Annotated in this window: 17 protein-coding genes and 1 other annotated feature; all 17 genes read left to right on the top strand. The window is 46.5% G+C overall.

The window, feature by feature from the left end; genetic code table 11:
• The first annotated feature begins 12 nt into the window (after nt 1-12).
• Complete coding sequence (gene minC, locus Q9R46_RS27620) at nt 13-675, top strand: septum site-determining protein MinC (RefSeq protein WP_145335296.1); 663 nt, start codon at nt 13-15, stop codon at nt 673-675.
• A 3-nt stretch (nt 676-678) separates the two neighbouring features.
• Nucleotides 679-1,473, top strand: coding sequence for a septum site-determining protein MinD (minD, locus tag Q9R46_RS27615; protein WP_090919093.1), 795 nt, complete (start codon nt 679-681; stop codon nt 1,471-1,473).
• Between the two features lie 295 nt (nt 1,474-1,768).
• The gene (locus Q9R46_RS27610) at nt 1,769-2,707 is read left to right on the top strand and encodes a peptidoglycan DD-metalloendopeptidase family protein (protein ID WP_311282505.1); all 939 of its coding nucleotides are present in this window, start codon (nt 1,769-1,771) and stop codon (nt 2,705-2,707) included.
• A complete protein-coding gene (locus Q9R46_RS27605) occupies nt 2,700-3,560 on the top strand; it encodes a M50 family metallopeptidase (protein ID WP_145335292.1) in 861 nt (286 codons plus the stop codon). Before Q9R46_RS27610 ends, Q9R46_RS27605 begins: the two co-directional genes overlap by 8 nt.
• Before the next feature lie 109 nt (nt 3,561-3,669).
• Nucleotides 3,670-4,920, top strand: coding sequence for an Rne/Rng family ribonuclease (locus Q9R46_RS27600; protein ID WP_311282504.1), 1,251 nt, complete (start codon nt 3,670-3,672; stop codon nt 4,918-4,920).
• 56 nt (nt 4,921-4,976) lie between these two features.
• Nucleotides 4,977-5,060 (top strand) — a sequence feature (ribosomal protein L21 leader region).
• Nucleotides 5,061-5,074: 14 nt separating this feature from the next.
• The gene (gene rplU / locus Q9R46_RS27595; protein ID WP_090919085.1) at nt 5,075-5,386 is read left to right on the top strand and encodes a 50S ribosomal protein L21; all 312 of its coding nucleotides are present in this window, start codon (nt 5,075-5,077) and stop codon (nt 5,384-5,386) included.
• A gap of 13 nt (nt 5,387-5,399) precedes the next feature.
• Nucleotides 5,400-5,729 (top strand): ribosomal-processing cysteine protease Prp, encoded by a 330-nt coding sequence (locus Q9R46_RS27590; protein WP_145335288.1) that lies wholly within the window; start codon nt 5,400-5,402, stop codon nt 5,727-5,729.
• Between the two features lie 23 nt (nt 5,730-5,752).
• On the top strand, nt 5,753-6,064 hold the full coding sequence (gene rpmA, locus Q9R46_RS27585; protein ID WP_110898889.1) for a 50S ribosomal protein L27: 312 nt from the start codon (nt 5,753-5,755) through the stop codon (nt 6,062-6,064).
• Between the two features lie 150 nt (nt 6,065-6,214).
• Nucleotides 6,215-7,000: a Spo0B domain-containing protein gene (locus Q9R46_RS27580; RefSeq protein WP_311282503.1), complete on the top strand. Its 786-nt coding sequence runs from the start codon at nt 6,215-6,217 to the stop codon at nt 6,998-7,000.
• Complete coding sequence (gene obgE / locus Q9R46_RS27575; protein ID WP_311282502.1) at nt 6,970-8,280, top strand: GTPase ObgE; 1,311 nt, start codon at nt 6,970-6,972, stop codon at nt 8,278-8,280. The genes Q9R46_RS27580 and obgE overlap by 31 nt, the downstream gene beginning before the upstream one ends.
• Before the next feature lie 250 nt (nt 8,281-8,530).
• Complete coding sequence (locus Q9R46_RS27570; RefSeq protein ID WP_110898886.1) at nt 8,531-8,968, top strand: ACT domain-containing protein; 438 nt, start codon at nt 8,531-8,533, stop codon at nt 8,966-8,968.
• Nucleotides 8,969-9,014: 46 nt separating this feature from the next.
• Complete coding sequence (locus Q9R46_RS27565; RefSeq protein ID WP_145335282.1) at nt 9,015-10,301, top strand: homoserine dehydrogenase; 1,287 nt, start codon at nt 9,015-9,017, stop codon at nt 10,299-10,301.
• A gap of 102 nt (nt 10,302-10,403) precedes the next feature.
• Complete coding sequence (gene thrC, locus Q9R46_RS27560; RefSeq protein ID WP_311282501.1) at nt 10,404-11,474, top strand: threonine synthase; 1,071 nt, start codon at nt 10,404-10,406, stop codon at nt 11,472-11,474.
• Entirely contained in the window at nt 11,471-12,439 is a 969-nt protein-coding gene (gene thrB, locus Q9R46_RS27555) for a homoserine kinase (protein ID WP_311282500.1), read from the top strand. Before thrC ends, thrB begins: the two co-directional genes overlap by 4 nt.
• Nucleotides 12,436-13,311 (top strand): prephenate dehydratase, encoded by an 876-nt coding sequence (pheA, locus tag Q9R46_RS27550; protein WP_311282499.1) that lies wholly within the window; start codon nt 12,436-12,438, stop codon nt 13,309-13,311. Before thrB ends, pheA begins: the two co-directional genes overlap by 4 nt.
• Nucleotides 13,312-13,459: 148 nt before the next feature.
• Nucleotides 13,460-14,341 carry a branched-chain-amino-acid transaminase gene (ilvE, locus tag Q9R46_RS27545; RefSeq protein WP_145335274.1) on the top strand — a complete coding sequence of 294 codons (882 nt, stop codon included), beginning with the start codon at nt 13,460-13,462 and terminating at the stop codon, nt 14,339-14,341.
• Nucleotides 14,342-14,539: 198 nt separating this feature from the next.
• Nucleotides 14,540-16,165 (top strand): LysM peptidoglycan-binding domain-containing protein, encoded by a 1,626-nt coding sequence (locus tag Q9R46_RS27540; protein WP_311282498.1) that lies wholly within the window; start codon nt 14,540-14,542, stop codon nt 16,163-16,165.
• Nucleotides 16,166-16,750 lie beyond the last annotated feature (585 nt).

Genomic DNA, 16,750 nt, shown 5'->3' with positions numbered 1-16,750 from the left:
AGGGACAGGCTTATGACGGTAAAATCGAATCACGTAACGATTAAAGGCATCCGAGACGGCTTGGTTTTCCTGTTGGACGATCAATGTGAATTCGAGGAATTGCTCTATGAGCTCCGCTATAAGCTGGAACACAGCCATCAAAACATTTTGACCGGACCGATTGTTCATGTGGATATCAAGCTGGGGACGCGAGAAGTTACGGAAGATCAAAAAGAAGAGATTCTGGATACATTGAAGCAAAAAGGGAATCTATTGATCCGATCCTTTGACTCGCCTGCACTTGTACAAGAGGTCAAAGGTCCCCCGCCAATTGTGACGATGTGCGGCATGGTGCGATCAGGTCAGGTGCTTCATCATGAGGGGAATCTCCTGTTTCTCGGAGATATCAATCCAGGGGGCACGGTGACGTGCACTGGGGATATATATGTTTTGGGTTCACTCAGAGGTATGGCTCATGCTGGCATCAGTGGGGACGAAGAGGCTATTATCGCAGCATCGGTATTTGCACCAACACAGCTGCGGATTGCTGATGTGATTAGTCGTCCTCCGGATGAATGGGAGAGTCATGAAACCGGAATGGAATTTGCTTATTTGCAGGACAATCAGATGCAGATCGACAAGATGAGCAATATCGTTCGGTTGCGCCGAGATTTTAATGTGTTTAAAGGAGTGTAGCTCATGGGAGAGGCGATCGTGATCACTTCGGGTAAAGGCGGTGTGGGTAAGACGACCACCTCGGCAAACATCGGGACAGCCTTAGCGCTGCTTGGCAAAAAGGTTTGTCTGGTCGATACCGATATCGGCCTTCGTAATCTGGATGTTGTGATGGGACTCGAGAACCGCATTATTTACGATCTGTGCGATGTTGCGGACGGCCGTTGCCGTCTGAATCAGGCTTTGGTGAAAGACAAGCGCTTTGAAGAATTATACATGTTGCCTGCAGCGCAGACGAGAGACAAAAACTCTGTATCGCCAGAACAGGTGAAGGATATCATCCTGGAACTCAAAAAAGATTTTGAATACGTTATTATTGACTGCCCGGCAGGAATTGAGCAGGGATTCAAAAATGCGGTAGCAGGAGCAGATCAGGCCATCGTGGTCACTACACCGGAAAATGCGGCAGTGCGTGATGCGGATCGTGTCATCGGCTTGCTGGAGAGTTCACACATTCAGTCTCCTAAGCTGGTGGTGAACCGGATTCGCAACAATATGGTGAAGTCAGGTGACATGCTTGATATCGATGGTATTTTACAAGTACTTAACATCGACTTGATTGGCATCGTGCCGGATGATGAACTTGTCATCAAGGCTGCCAATTCTGGCGAACCTACAGTGATGAACCCGGATTCACTTGCAGCCATTGCTTATCGCAATATTGCAAGACGAATTTTGGGAGATACCGTGCCATTAATGCAGATGGAGCAAAAGAAGGGTGCATTTTCCCGTTTCAAGAAATTTTTTGGGATGGGTTAAAGGGTATGTGCAGCGCGAAATAAATTTCGTTAAATTGAACTTCAAGTAACAGCCGGGGCAGCGTGTCCGGCTGTTTTTTTGTGTATACCTCGTTTACTCACAGCTCACAGGCATTGCTTTGGTTTAAACGTGCCTCAACTGTTTGGTAAACTGTCGTAGTGAACTCCCAGATGACAACATGGCTGCTATGAAGCTGGGGCTTTATTTTTGGTCCAGGTTAGTATGGAGGCTTGTTCATATTCTTTGCTTTTGATTCATAGGATGTAGTAAACAAGCCTCAGTGGGAGGACATGGTATGAATACTAAACGGAGAATTAAACAGAGACGAGAAGAACGGATTCGGCGGCTAATGGATGGAGCAGTGCATGAAGTGTTACAGGAACAAAAGCCGGCTTTTCGATGGGATCGTGGAAGAGCAAAAGAGGGCAGTGAAAGAGAGAGAAATGCAGACATAAGTATAGATGGAAGTAAAGATCAGGGTAGAAATAGCGAGCATGATGAAACGAACCGGCAGAAGCCGTTTGCTTTTGTAGAGGAACCAGTGGAAAGAGACCCGGAATGGCTGTGGAAGAAGGAGAATGGACATTTCGGCCCTACAGGGCGTTCTCGTTTTAATTTGTTTCGATCGCTACTGCGGCGTACGGTAGTCAGTGCAGTACTATTTGCAGGCGTTTGGGGACTGTTTCAATTAAATGCATCATGGACAACAGCACCCAAAACCGTTATTGCTGATGTTCTTCATAACGATATGGATTTTGCTTCGGCTACGGCATGGTATGAACGGAATTTCGGTGGGACACCTTCTTTCCTGCCGGTACTTGGACATACCACCGATGTAGTAAACGGCTCAGGAATCCGGCAACTTCTCGGTAAACCGATTTCAGGTACAGTCGTTCAGCCATTTGCTTTAAGTATGAAGGGAATTGAGATTGTTCCAGATGCCGCTAGTACAGGAGGGCTCGTGCAAGTCGTCAGCTCAGGCGCCGGGCGTGTGCTTGAGGTTCTGGGGGATGCAACCAGCGGGTATACCGTCGTTATCCAGCACGCTGGTAAAGTGACCGCCATATACGGACGGATGAACGAGAGTGAAGTTCAGGTGAATGATTGGGTCGAAGCGGGGAATGCGGTGGGACGTTTAAAGGGTGGAAGCACGGATCGGCCTGCTACGCTTTATTTTGCGATAAAAGAAGGAGAAGAGTACGTAGACCCTGCGGAAGTCGTTGCCCTTGATTAGGGTGTGGGGAGTGCGAATCTCGCTTCACCCGTTTTTCGTCATCATCATGATGACCTCTCTGTTGACTGGACATTTTATTGAATTGATCACGCTGTTTGCCATCGTATTTATTCATGAATGCGGACATGCTGCCGCGGCGGCCCTCCTGGGCTGCCGTGTATTGTCTATACAGATGCTTCCCTTTGGGGGAGTGGCTGTGATTGAAGATGGAGGCAAACTGACAGCTTACCGCGAGATTGTGATAGCTTTGGCAGGACCGTTGCAGAACATCCTGATGGTTGGCGTAGTGCTACTTCTAAGCCGATTTCAGTTGGGGGATCCACTGTTTCTGGATTATATCATCCAAGCCAACCTGCTCATTGCTTTGTTTAATCTGCTACCTGTACTGCCTCTGGACGGGGGAAAGATCGTTCAGGCTATTGTCAGCCTGTGGGCTCCTTACTATACTACACTCATGTGGACTTATCGCATCAGTATCCTGTGTAGCGCAGGGGTTATTTTGGTTGCGATTAGCCGGTGGTTTTCCGGCGATTACGGGCTTCCGTTGAACCTTTTATTAATAGGCCTTTTTTTGTTTTACTCCAATCTTACCGATTATCGGAACGTGCCTTATCGTTTTATCCGTTTTCTGATGAACCGGGAAGCTGTTTTTGTCCGGTATGCAGCTACAGGTGGCTTGGCCCAACCGATAATCTCGTTTCCAGCGAAACCTTTGGACACTATTTTGCGTCTATTAAAAAGGGAACAGTACCATATGGTATACGTGATGAACAAGCAGGGACGTATCCTGGCAGTATTGCCTGAACAGCGTGTGATCGGTTCTTATTTTCAACAAAATTCCGATAAATTGTGAAGCCCGCTGATGAACCTGCTCTTGAATGGGGTAATACATTTTGTAATAAGTATTGCCTAAAATATGAAATGGATGTGGATGAATTGAAGGGTCTTCTAGAGGTGAAGCCATGAAACAAATGATTATACATAATGAACATAACCTCATGCAAATGGCGCTTCTGGAAGAAGGCAAAGCTGTGGAATTCACGGCAGAGCGTACTCGTGCGCGCGGACTTCTGGGTTCCTTTTTTAAGGGACGGGTCGTGAATGTGTTGCCGGGCATGCAAGCTGCCTTTGTGGATATCGGTCAGAAAAAGAATGCGTTTCTGTATGTGGATGATGTGCTTCATCCACATCTGGAGAAACAGCCTAAAGTAAAACCTTCCATCTCGGAGCTTCTGCGTCCGGGTCAGGAAATAATTGTACAGGTTCTGAAGGAGCCGGTAGGAAGCAAAGGAGCCCGGGTGACGACGCATTACTCACTTCCGGGCCGCTGGCTTGTATACATGCCTGTAGCGGGTTATGTGGCTGTTTCCAAAAAGATAGTCCGGGAGGGAGATCGTTCCCGCCTCAAAGCGATGGGAGAGCGGTTGCTTCGGGACGAAGAAGGGTTGATTATTCGTACCGTATCTGCGGAAGAAGCGCATGAGGCGATTCAGACTGATTTGGAGGCATTGCGCGCTCAGTGGCTTCTGATTCGGGAAAAAGCAGAGAGTTTGCCTTCTCCAAGCTTGTTGCACCAGGACCAAAGCATGATTCAGCGAGTGATTAGAGATGTGTATACTCCTGGTAGTGACGAGGTGATCACAGATAGTGAAGGGCAGGCTCGCGTAATACGGACGTTGCTTGAAGAGATCTGTCCAGGGCATGAGCCTCGAGTTCAAGTGTATTCCGGAACGGAATCTATTTTTGATGCTTACGGTGTACAGGAACAGCTGAACAAAGATTTTGCCCGCAAAGTTTGGCTACCCGGAGGTGGTTATATCGTTATTGATCATACAGAAGCGCTGACCGTGATTGATGTGAATACAGGCAAGTATACCGGAGCAGGTGGAGATAGCCTGGAAGAGACGGTAACCGAAACCAACATGCAGGCTGCGGTTGAGATTGCTCGGTTAATGCGACTGCGGGATATTGGCGGCATGATTATCGTTGACTTCATCGATATGGAAGAGGCATCGAATCGGCATGATGTAGCGTCTGTGCTGGAGCAGGAGCTGCGTAAGGATCGAACCAAAGCGTTTGTGATGGGATGGACGAAACTCGGGTTGCTCGAACTGACTCGCAAAAAAGTAAGAGAAGAGAGCACCTTGCCCTACGTGGAAGCTTGTTCTTCCTGTCATGGCACGGGGAAAAGATATATTTCACCTTTGCATTGATTTTTAATGTGCCGCGTGATATACTCATCAAGTATGTGTTTAGCCAATTGGTCTTGCACATGCTGTAACCGCACTGACCAGGTTTAAGAACGGTTCCGCAAGGTACTGTCACCTGAGAACGGGCGAGTCTGAGACATGAGGAGGTGCAAGGCAAATGTACGCAATTATTGAAACAGGCGGCAAACAGTACAAAGTCCAAGAGGGCGATGTTCTGTTCATCGAGAAATTGAATGCGAACGACGGCGAAAGCGTAACGTTCGACCGTGTCCTGGCTGTATCTAACGATCAAGGTTTGACAGCAGGTACACCATTGGTTTCCGGAGCTACTGTAACGGCTAAAGTGGAGAAACATGGCAAAGGTCAAAAGGTTGTTGTATACAAATACAAACCGAAAAAGAACTACCATGTGAAGCAAGGTCACCGTCAACCGTACACTAAAGTAACTATCGAAAAAATCAAAGCGTAAGAAGGTGCGATAAGTGATTATCGTTCAAATCTTTCGTGATGAGGACGGGAACATCGAACGCTTTTCTATTGAGGGGCATGCTAATTTTGCCAAGCGTGGAGAAGATATCGTATGTGCCGGGGTATCTGCTGTTACAGTAGGTACAGTGAACTCGATTGAGGCATTAACTGGTGTCGAGATGGATGCCAAGATGAAGAATGGCTTTTTAAGCGGTTCTTTACCGATGCTGGCAAAAGGGGAAACATTTTCTCAGGTACAGTTGTTGCTCGAATCCATGGTAGTTATGCTCTCTAATATTGCAGAGTCATACGGGAAGTATATTCAAATACAGCAACATAAATAAGCAAAGAAGGAGGAAAACCAATCATGTTGAAATTAAATCTTCAGTTGTTCGCATCGAAAAAAGGTGTAGGTTCCACGAAGAACGGACGTGACAGTAATGCACAACGTCTGGGTGTTAAACGTGCAGATGGCCAAACTGTAACTGGTGGTAGCATTCTCGTTCGCCAACGCGGAACGAAAATTCACCCAGGAACAAACGTAGGTATCGGTAAAGATGACACTTTGTTCGCGAAAATCGACGGCGTTGTTAAATTCGAACGTTGGGGTCGCGATCGCAAAAAAGTAAGCATCTACCCTGTAGACGTTGCTCCAGTAGCAGCTGCAGTAGAAGCTTAATATCGGCATTCCGCCTAAGGAGCCTTCGGCATTTTTGCCGGAGGTTTTTTGCATTCTGCGACTATTCGATAATGAACTGGCAGAAAAGACATGTTATACTTGGTTACGGTGGGTTGAAACCAACCGAGTTTGGTAGAACGGGGAGAAGCCATGAAATCCTGGAAAAGAGTGCCGTGGATTGCGGCATGTTCACTTGTGATTCCTTTGGTTTTCGTTATGTTGTATCCGGCGTCTTTTGCGAGCGCTGTGTGCGCATTTTGGTCCGTCGCAGTGATGTTAGTATCGGGATATGCGATGAAAAAGCAGGCGGAGGCGGAACGCAGAATCATCATTCAATCCATGGAAAAAACAGCAATAGCTTCATTAAATCATCATCGGCATGACTGGATGAACGATCTCCAAGTGTTATATGGATATCTTAGGCTGGGCAAACTTGATAAATCCCTGCAATGTGTGGAAAGAATAAAAGAGCGGGTAACGGAAGAAAGCCGGATATCTAAACTAGGTATTCCTTCTCTCGTCTTTTATTTGCAATCTTTTCGGGCCAGTGGAGCTGCACTGGAATTGCATGTGGAAGTAGAAGAAGAGCTGCAGCTCAGTGCTCTGGTCTCTCCCGAGGATGGCGAGTCGCTTACGGGGGCGATTGCGGATGCAATTCGGGCCTATCAATATGGCGGTGGCCGGTCTTCTTGGGGAGAGGTGCGCAAACTGACCTTGAACTTCGGACAGGATCATGGAGATGTCGTCGTCCGGTTGGACGGAGATCAGACCCCAGATCCAGAAACGCTGCGGCAATTAACAGCTGTACTCAAAGGTAAAAAAAGTCAGAACGGAGCAGCTTCCGTCTGGGGATACGTTTGTACAATTCAGAATGCCTTGTGGAATATAGGAAGAAGGGGTAAACAATGTTTGTTGATAAAGCGAAGATTTATGTAAAAGCAGGAGACGGAGGAGACGGTATCGTCTCTTTCCGTCGTGAGAAATATGTACCGGAGGGTGGCCCCGCCGGCGGTGATGGCGGCCGGGGAGCCGATATTATTTTCAGAGTAGATGAAGGTCTGCGGACATTGCTGGATCTCCGTTATCGACGTATCTTTAAAGCCCCACGTGGAGAGAAGGGGAGAAATAAGAGCCAGCACGGCGCTAACGCGGAAAATATGATTGTGAGCATCCCGCCAGGAACCGTTATTGTCGATGATGATACTGGAGAGGTAATAGCTGATCTAACGCGTCATGGTCAGCAGGTGGTTGTCGCGAAAGGTGGCCGCGGGGGACGTGGTAACATTCGCTTTGCAACGCCAAGAAACCCGGCACCTGAATTAGCCGAGAACGGCGAGGAAGGCGAAGAACGTTATATCGTACTTGAGCTTAAGGTTATGGCAGATGTCGGTCTGGTTGGTTTCCCGAGTGTGGGTAAATCTACCTTGTTGTCTGTTGTATCTGCTGCCAAGCCGAAGATTGGGGCATACCACTTTACAACCATTACACCTAACTTGGGTGTCGTTGGTGTTGGTGAAGGTCGTAGCTTTGTGATGGCTGATTTACCGGGTCTGATCGAAGGCGCACATGAGGGTGTTGGACTTGGACATGAATTCCTGCGACACGTTGAACGGACACGCGTTATCATTCATGTTGTGGATATGTCTGGTTCGGAAGGACGTGATCCTTTCGAAGACTGGCAGAAAATTAATGATGAACTGAGACTATACAATCCGGTGCTTGCCGAGAGACCGCAGGTCGTAGCCGCCAACAAAATGGATATGCCAGAATCCGAGGCCAACCTGGAGCAATTTTTGAAACAAGTTCGTGAAGTGAAGCCGGATATCGAAGTGATGCCTATTTCGTCGCTGACTCGTCAAGGTATTCAGGAACTGTTGTACCGAGCGGCTGATCTGCTGGATCAGATTCCGGATGAGCCTGAGGTAGAAGAAGTTGCCGATCTCACCGAGCGTAAAGTATACAGTTTGGAGAAAAAAGAGGACGAAGGTTTCCGTATTGTGCGTGAGAACGATACATTCATTGTGGAAAGCGCCAAGATTGATCGCATGATGAAACGGATGCAGTTGAACTCACACGAGGCTATTCTGAAGCTGGCACGTACACTTCGTTACATGGGTGTGGATGATGAGCTTCGTAAACGAGGTGCCGTGGAAGGTACGATTGTGCGTATTGGGGATTTCGAGTTTGAATTTGTGGAAAGCAGTAGTTATTACTAAGCCATTAGGCCAAAAAAATTGTAAACATCATCGGCTGATGATTGCTAAATAAAAATGAGAAACGCAGTGAAGCGGGAAGTTACCGTGAGGCTGCGTTTTTTTTGTTTGTTTTCTGACATGAGAGAGAGAAGTCTGTATAATGTGAGAAACAGTTTTTGAAAAATAGACATGTCACGTATTGCCCTTTTGTAATTCATCCTATATAATGTCCACTATATGAATACATGAGTCTTTGAGGAGAGGACGTTCTGTGAATGAACGCTATTACTTAGTACGGGAAGATATTTTGCCTGAAGCTGTGGTAAAAACGATGCAGGTGAAAGAGCTGCTTGCTTCCGGTGATGTTAAAACAGTGCATGAGGCTGTCGAACAGGTTGGATTAAGCCGAAGTGCCTTTTACAAGTACAAGGATGGAATCCATCTGATCAATCAGCTGGAGCGTGAACGAATCGTAACGATCTCGATTGACCTGGAGCATCAGTCTGGTATTCTTTCTCGTGTGCTTGGGCATTTTGCAGGTTATGGAGCCAACGTACTTACGATTAATCAGAGTATTCCACTTCAGGGCAGAGCCAATGTTGTCATTTCCGTGGAAACGACGCATCTGCATGGAGAGATTGGAGAAATGCTGGATCGAATGCAAGATATGCCTGGGGTGAAGCGTACACGGATCGTAGGCCAAGGTTAATCGGGCTTAGAGAATATAGGATTAGACAATAGGGGGTAGGTCGTTAGTGAAACCGGTAAAAGTCGGATTGTTGGGCCTGGGCACGGTTGGAACGGGCGTTGTCCGAATCGTGGAAGGGAATCAGGAGGATCTGAGCAGCCAAGTAGGGTCGCCGATTATCATTGAGAAGATTGCGGTGAAGAACACGGAGAAGGATCGTGTTATTCCCATTGACCGGGCGAAGCTGACAGAGAACCCTTGGGATGTCATTCGTCACCCGGATATTGATGTCATCGTTGAAGTGATGGGCGGCATCGATCAGACGAAAGAATACATTCTTGAAGCACTGGAACGTGGGAAACATATCGTAACAGCGAACAAGGATCTTATGGCATTGCATGGTTCAGAGATTCTGGCTAAAGCGCAGGAAAAGCAATGTGATGTGTTTTATGAGGCAAGTGTGGCTGGGGGCATCCCGATCATCCGCACGCTGATTGAAGGTTTCTCTTCGGATCGGATCACTCGAATTATGGGGATTGTGAACGGCACAACGAACTATATTTTGACGAAAATGAGTCAGGAAGGCGCATCCTATGAAGAAGTGCTAGCGGAAGCACAAGCTCTAGGGTACGCGGAAACAGATCCGACTTCGGATGTGGAAGGACTCGATGCTGCCCGTAAAATGGCAATCCTGGGTACCCTCGGTTTCCGTACGAATGTGGAATTGAAGGATGTTACCGTTAAGGGGATCTCCGCTGTTACGCGTGAGGATATAACGTATGCCAAAAGATTAGGGTATGAGTTGAAGCTGCTTGGCATCGCAGATCGCATCGATGATGAGATTACGATTAGTGTGCAACCAACAATGGTGAGAAAGAACCACCCGATTGCATCGGTAAACGGTGTGTTCAACGCAGTGTATGTGCACGGTGAGGCAGTAGGCGAGACGATGTTTTACGGAGCAGGGGCGGGTGAATTGCCAACAGCTACTTCCGTAGTTGCCGATATTGTTGCCGTAACGAAAAACCTCAAGCTAGGTGTAAACGGAGTAAAAGCGATCGTGCCGTATAAACAGAAGAGACTGCAGAGTGATGAGCAGATTTTTTCGAAAAATTTTATATTACTGCACGTGGACGACAAAGCAGGGGTGCTGGCGCAGATTACGCAGATTTTTGCCGAATATGAAGTCAGTCTCGCTTCGGTTGTGCAACAGCCGAATGAGCACAATCCAGACGCTGAGATCATTATCGTTACGCATAATGCAAGTAAGGCTAGCATGGACAAGGTGCTTAAGCATTTTGAATCACTCAACGTCATTCGCCGGATTAAGAGTGTTTATCGCGTAGAAGGTTAGTTGTTAAGCCATTTTACAATATAATTAGTTTATAATTTTGTTTTGCAAGCAAATCGTCATTTCATGAATCTAGATCATTAAACCTAAAGGAGTTTACCTACAATGAGATACCAAGGATTATTGCAAACGTACAAAGAACACCTTCCAGTCAATGAGAATACGCCACAGCTTACACTTCAAGAAGGAAATACGCCACTGATTCATGCAGAGAATCTGTCGAAGGAACTCGGGTTGAATCTATATTTCAAATATGAAGGCTTGAATCCGACAGGTTCTTTCAAGGACCGCGGGATGGTTATGGCTGTTGCTAAAGCAATGGAGGAAGGTAGCCGTACAATTATGTGTGCATCTACTGGTAATACATCCGCGGCTGCTGCAGCCTATGCCGCACGTGGCGGGTTGAATTGTATCGTATTGATTCCAAATAACAATATTGCACTGGGTAAACTCGCTCAAGCGATGATCTATGGTGCCAAAGTCATCGCGATCAATGGTAACTTTGACCGTGCCCTTGAGATTGTACGTGAAATTACGGCTAAACACCCGATTACACTTGTAAATTCTGTGAATCCATACCGGATTGAAGGACAGAAGACCGCTGCTTTTGAATTGGTTGAGCAATTGGGAGATGCACCAGACGTTCTGGCTATTCCGGTTGGTAATGCGGGTAACATTTCGGCATACTGGAAAGGCTTTAAAGAGTATAAAGAGGCAGGGAAATCGAACACGTTGCCGCGTATGGTCGGGTTTGAGGCAGAAGGTGCTATGGCTATTGTAAAAGGGGAGCCTATTCTTGAGCCGGAAACTGTAGCCACAGCGATTCGAATCGGTAACCCTGCCAGCTGGAAAACAGCAGTGGCTGCGGCCGAAGAGTCCGGTGGTCAGATTAACTATGTTACGGATGACGAAATTTTGGCCGCATACCGCACCATTGCGGCACGTGAAGGCGTGTTTGCTGAACCGGCTTCTGCTGCATCTGTGGCTGGTGTGTACAAATTGCATAGTGAAGGCTACTTCAAAGGCGGAGAAACGGTTGTATGCGTGTTAACAGGTAACGGCCTGAAAGATCCGAATGTAGCGATTAAGACGGCTGCTGTGGAGCCGCTGGTCGTTGAAGATACAGAAGAGGCAGTTATGGCAGCTATTGCCCAACTGGAACAACAGTCTGTATGAGCTTGCGTGAAAAAGTAACCGTAAAAATTCCGGCAAGCACAGCCAATCTGGGTCCAGGGTTTGATACCCTGGGCATGGCCTTGTCTTTGTATGCTTGGCTTGAGATTAAACCAGCATCTCAGACGACATTTCATCTGTATGGGAACCATCTAACGGGCTTGCCTTCCGATAAATCAAATCTGATTTATGAAGTGGCGCAAATGGTATTTGACGAGGCTGGGGTTTCTGTACCTGAGCTTGAAATTTCGATGTATTCAGATATCCCCCTCACTCGGGGACTTGGAAGCAGTGCTTCGGCAATTGTTGGCGCGCTTGTCGGTGCCAATGCATTAATCGGCTGTCCATTATCTAATGATAAATTACTGGATATGGCAACAGCCCTGGAGAAACATCCGGACAATGTTGGTGCATCATTATATGGCGGAATCATTACAGCGGCTTGGGATGGCCAACGCGTCGACTACCTTCGTATCGAGCCTCACCAGGATTTGCAGGCTTTGGTTATCGTACCAGACTTCCAGCTATCTACGTCCAAAGCACGAAATGTTATTCCACAGCAATTCGGTATGCCTGATGTTGTTCACAACGTGAGCCGTTCTTCATTGCTTGTTGCCGCATTAGCCAGTGGCAGGCTGGATATGATTCAAAAGGCAATGTCCGATCGAATTCACCAGCCGTATCGCGCCTCGTTGGTACCCGGCATGACAGAGATTCTGGAACATGCTACTGAACATGGTGCACTGGGTGCTGCGCTAAGCGGGGCCGGGCCAACTGTGCTAACACTGGTGGAACGACATGATAGCCGCAAAGATGAGCTGGAGCAATATTTAATGGATATCATGAAGCATGAGGGTATCGCGGCCACTGCCTTGTGGCTGGACCCGGATATGGACGGGGCCCTCATATTGCCGGATCAAGATGAACGTCCTTTTTTGGACAGGATCAAAGGGGAAGTTAACGCATGAAACGAATTGCAGTTTTACCAGAAGGCTCAGTCTCACACGAAGCAATTGATTTTCTTTTCGACGGCGAAGTACTCGATTTGAAACATTCCAAACTTATTTCGGACATTTTTCGTGCAGTGGATAACGGGAGTGTACAGTACAGTGTCATTCCAGTGGAAAATACAATTGAAGGTTCTGTTAGCCTGCATATGGACTGGCTTGTAAATGAGGTCGATATTCCGATGCAAGCGGAGTGGGTGTACCCATCCATTCAGAATGTGATCGGACATGGGAATGAATTTGCCACAGGCGATGGTACATATGATTTTGGTAAAATCACCAAGATTCTATCCCATCCGGTGGCCATCCCGCAGTGCCAGAATTTTATCCGTCAGCATTCGCCTGACGCAGAACTAGAAGGCGTAAACAGCACGGCCGAAGGGGTAGAAATTGTAAAAAGAAATCCGGGAAAAGGCTGGGTGGCAATCGGTACGAAGCTTGCGGCTCAAAAGCATGGTCTGGATATCATGGCTGAACGCGTGACGGATCATGACAATAACTACACCCGCTTCGTACTAATTGGCCATGAACCCGTCAGCATTCCGCGTGAGCCGGATCATGTGAAGACAAGTTTGATTGTAACACTACCAGAGGATGCACCCGGTGCACTCCATCAGGTGTTGTCGGCTTTTGCCTGGAGAAAGCTGAACTTGACTCGTCTTGAATCTCGCCCAACGAAGAAACGTTTAGGCAGTTACTACTTTTACATTGATGTCATTGAATCGGTTGATTCCGTATTGCTTACGGCAGCTATGGCCGAAATCGAGGCTTTGAATTGTCAGGTTCGCGTTCTTGGTAGTTATCCATGTTATACATACCCTTCACGGAAATAACCGGTAGTGGTTGGATAATGAATGCAAAGAATCCATTCGGCGTCTATGTGAAATAAGAGAGTTTTCCCGTTATACTTGTTGTAAAATGGACAGGTTCATTATTTTCCGGAATATAGGAAATGCATATTTAATGGAGGTGCAGTTAGTCATGGCAGAACAATGGATCTATTTGGATGGCCAGTATGTAACCAAGGAAAATGCAAAAGTTTCGGTGTATGACCATGGATTCTTGTACGGAGATGGTATCTTCGAAGGGATTCGGATTTACAACGGAAATATTTTCAGATGTAAGGCTCACTTGGATCGCTTGTATGATTCGGCAAAATCCATCAGTTTGAACATTCCGCTGTCTTACGATGAGATGCTTGAAGTGATGGCTGAAACGGTGCGCCGTAACGATATGCGTAACGGTTATATTCGTCTAATCGTTTCACGCGGACCAGGGAACTTGGGTCTTGACCCGACGCGTTGCCCTAAAGCTTCCGTGATCATTATTGTAGAACAGCTAGCGATTTATCCGGAAGAAGCGTATCTTACTGGATTGAAGGCCGTTTCCGTATCCCAGCGTCGTAACATCCCGGATGCGTTGAATCCGAAGATTAAATCACTCAACTATCTGAACAACATCCTTGTCAAATTGCAATCGAACTTTTCGGGGGCAGGTGAGGCTATTATGCTAAACTCGCAAGGCTACGTAACCGAGGGTTCAAGCGATAACATTTTCATTATCAAAAATGGGGTGGTGTATACTCCTCCTTGTTACCTTGGAGCACTCGAAGGCATCACCCGTCAAGCGATTATCGATCTGTGCGGGGAGCTTAGTATTGAGTTAAAAGAAGTACCTTTCACGCTTCATGATGTGTACATTGCAGATGAGGTGTTTTTCACAGGAACAGCTGCTGAAGTTATTGCGGCTTGTGAAGTGGATGGCAGAACAATTGGTTCGGGTGTAGCGGGTCCGGTTACATTGCAATTACTTGAAGCTTTCCGCCAGATTGTTGACAAAGACGGCTACAAGGTGTGGGAATAATCAATACGTCGAATTGAATAAATAACAGGAATTCTCCTTGTCCGATAAAATGTAGCATGCCTCGTGTATGTGGGATTTTAGAAGGCGGGAGGATTTTTTTTGTTCAAATGATGTCATTAGCCCGGTTGTTGCATAGGATGTAGTAACGGTATGGGCGAATGTACTGCCCAAGTATGACGTCTAGGAGGTTAGTTTCCTGTGAAAATACACATGGTGAAAAAAGGCGACACCTTATATCTGCTATCCCAAAAATACAATGTTGCACTGGACAAATTGATTGCAGCCAACCCGCAGATTGCAGATCCCGACAAGTTGGATATTGGTATGAAGGTCAAAATTCCTGCACAGCCGGTAACACCAAAGCCAGAGGGCGTACTGCACAGTCACAAGGTAGTACAAGGAGATTCGTTATGGAAGTTGTCACAAGCTTGGGGAGTTCCGTTGAAAGACATGATCAATGCGAATCCGCAATTGAAGAATCCAAATGCTCTTCTGGTTGGAGAGACCGTCTATATTCCTTCCATGCATACACAAGGTAATCAGGCTGCGAATACCCAAATGGGAAATATGGACACGCAAGAAAAATTATCACCTGAAGGTAAAGAGTATACGGGGGTAAAAGAAGAAACGGCACCTGTTGTACCAGCTCCTCCACCGCAGGCAGTTGAAACACCAGTCCCTGCTCCAGCCCCAGCGCCTGTTCCCCCGGCTAAGCCTAATGTTATGCCTGAATTGGAGGCTTTACCGCAATTACCAGTCATGCCTGAAATGAAGCCTGAGAAGAAACCAGACAAGAAAGAGGAGATGAAACCGGAGGTTCAAGTCCAACCTGTAACCGAAGCGAAAAAACCTCAAATGCCTAATCTTTCACCAGAAGTGATGCCTTTGCCTGTAATGCCTAACATCGAACCGGCTGTGAATGTTGCGCCTACCGTTAAGGCACCGTGTGGTTGTGGCCAAAAAATGCTCCATGCTCCAATGGAACATCCTTATATGCAGGTGCCTGTACCTGCACAAGAGGTATACGCTGTTCAGCAAAATAACATGTATACGGCAGGTATGGCTAATAACTCTCCATTTCCCGGTGTACAGGATGTTGGTACTTATAGTATGGGGAATGTGCCGAATAGCCCATGGACGGGAGCGGAACAGACTTTTAATCATAATAACGTAATGCCGAATATATCTCCTGAGATGACGAATAATGCATTTCCAATTTCGCCAGCAGCCCAAATAAACAGTCCTTTCCCGAGTATTGCGGCTGCAACGAACCAGATGAACAATCAACCGCCATTTATTTCTCCGTACTCTATGCTTCCGTACCCTCCATGCGGATGTGGATCGCATATACATGCTCCTCAATATACTTATCCTGCGTATGGTTATCAGGAGCCAGCTTGGGGAATGTATGGTCACCCGAATGGTATGCCACCTGAAATGTCCACATCTGTTATGCCAAATCATCCGATGGAGTATGCTTATCAAAATCCGTATCCTGCTCAAAATATGGTCCCGCCATCTCCGCTTGGTGCTTTTGGAGAGATGTATCCGTCCGAAGTCCAGGGCTCCAATAGCGGGAAAAAGGGAGGGCGTGACAATGCGAACTTAAGTCAGGCCGCTTTTGAAGAGGTTGATTCGGAAACTGAGGCGAAACCAAAAGCAACGCCGTCTAAAAATGGCGCGGCAAAACGAAGAACAAGTAAGACACCTGCGAAAAGTAAATCAAAGGTATCTGTATCCGGAAAATCTACAAGAGAAAACACGACGTCAACAAATCCACAAAAACCAGCTAGAAAACGTCGTAATCCCTGGATTCAACATTAAGAGGGATCAGAGCAGAACATGATATAGAGTGATGGTTATTGTGAAAAGGTCAGTTCAATAAATTAGAACTGACCTTTTCGCTTGAGCAGTTACAACGAGAAAAAGACGATGTGTTTGAAATGATGGAGATGTCGAATAAACAAAATATCGCGATAACGTTTGAAAGCATACTCGAAAATATGTTACAATATGTATACGCTTTAATTTTAGTTTGGAACTAGCTTTGAATTAAAGTGTACATGCAAAGCCTTGTAAAATAAAAACTATAATTAAAAAAACTCTTGCATTGATTTTGGGCATGTGTTACATTATTTAAGTCGCCGCTGAAACATCAGTTGGCTGACATAAACAAGTTTGATCTTTGAAAACTGAACAACGAGTGAGTGAACATTCTGCTTGCAGAATGACGTGAAGGTTTTTGGTACATGCCGTATGGCTGTATGAAAACTGGAACACAAATGAGATTTTTAATCTCGTCAGATTCAAAATGAGCTTATCGCTCTTTTCAATACCCCGATGAGTTTGACAGCGTCTAACGTCGCTGATGAAATTCATCTTTATTGGAGAGTTTGATCCTGGCTCAGG

Origin of the sequence: Paenibacillus sp. RRE4, assembly GCF_031844205.1 — a bacterium.
Classification (GTDB): Bacteria; Bacillota; Bacilli; order Paenibacillales; family Paenibacillaceae; genus Paenibacillus; species Paenibacillus xylanexedens_B.
This window is presented reverse-complemented; position numbering and strand designations above follow the sequence as displayed.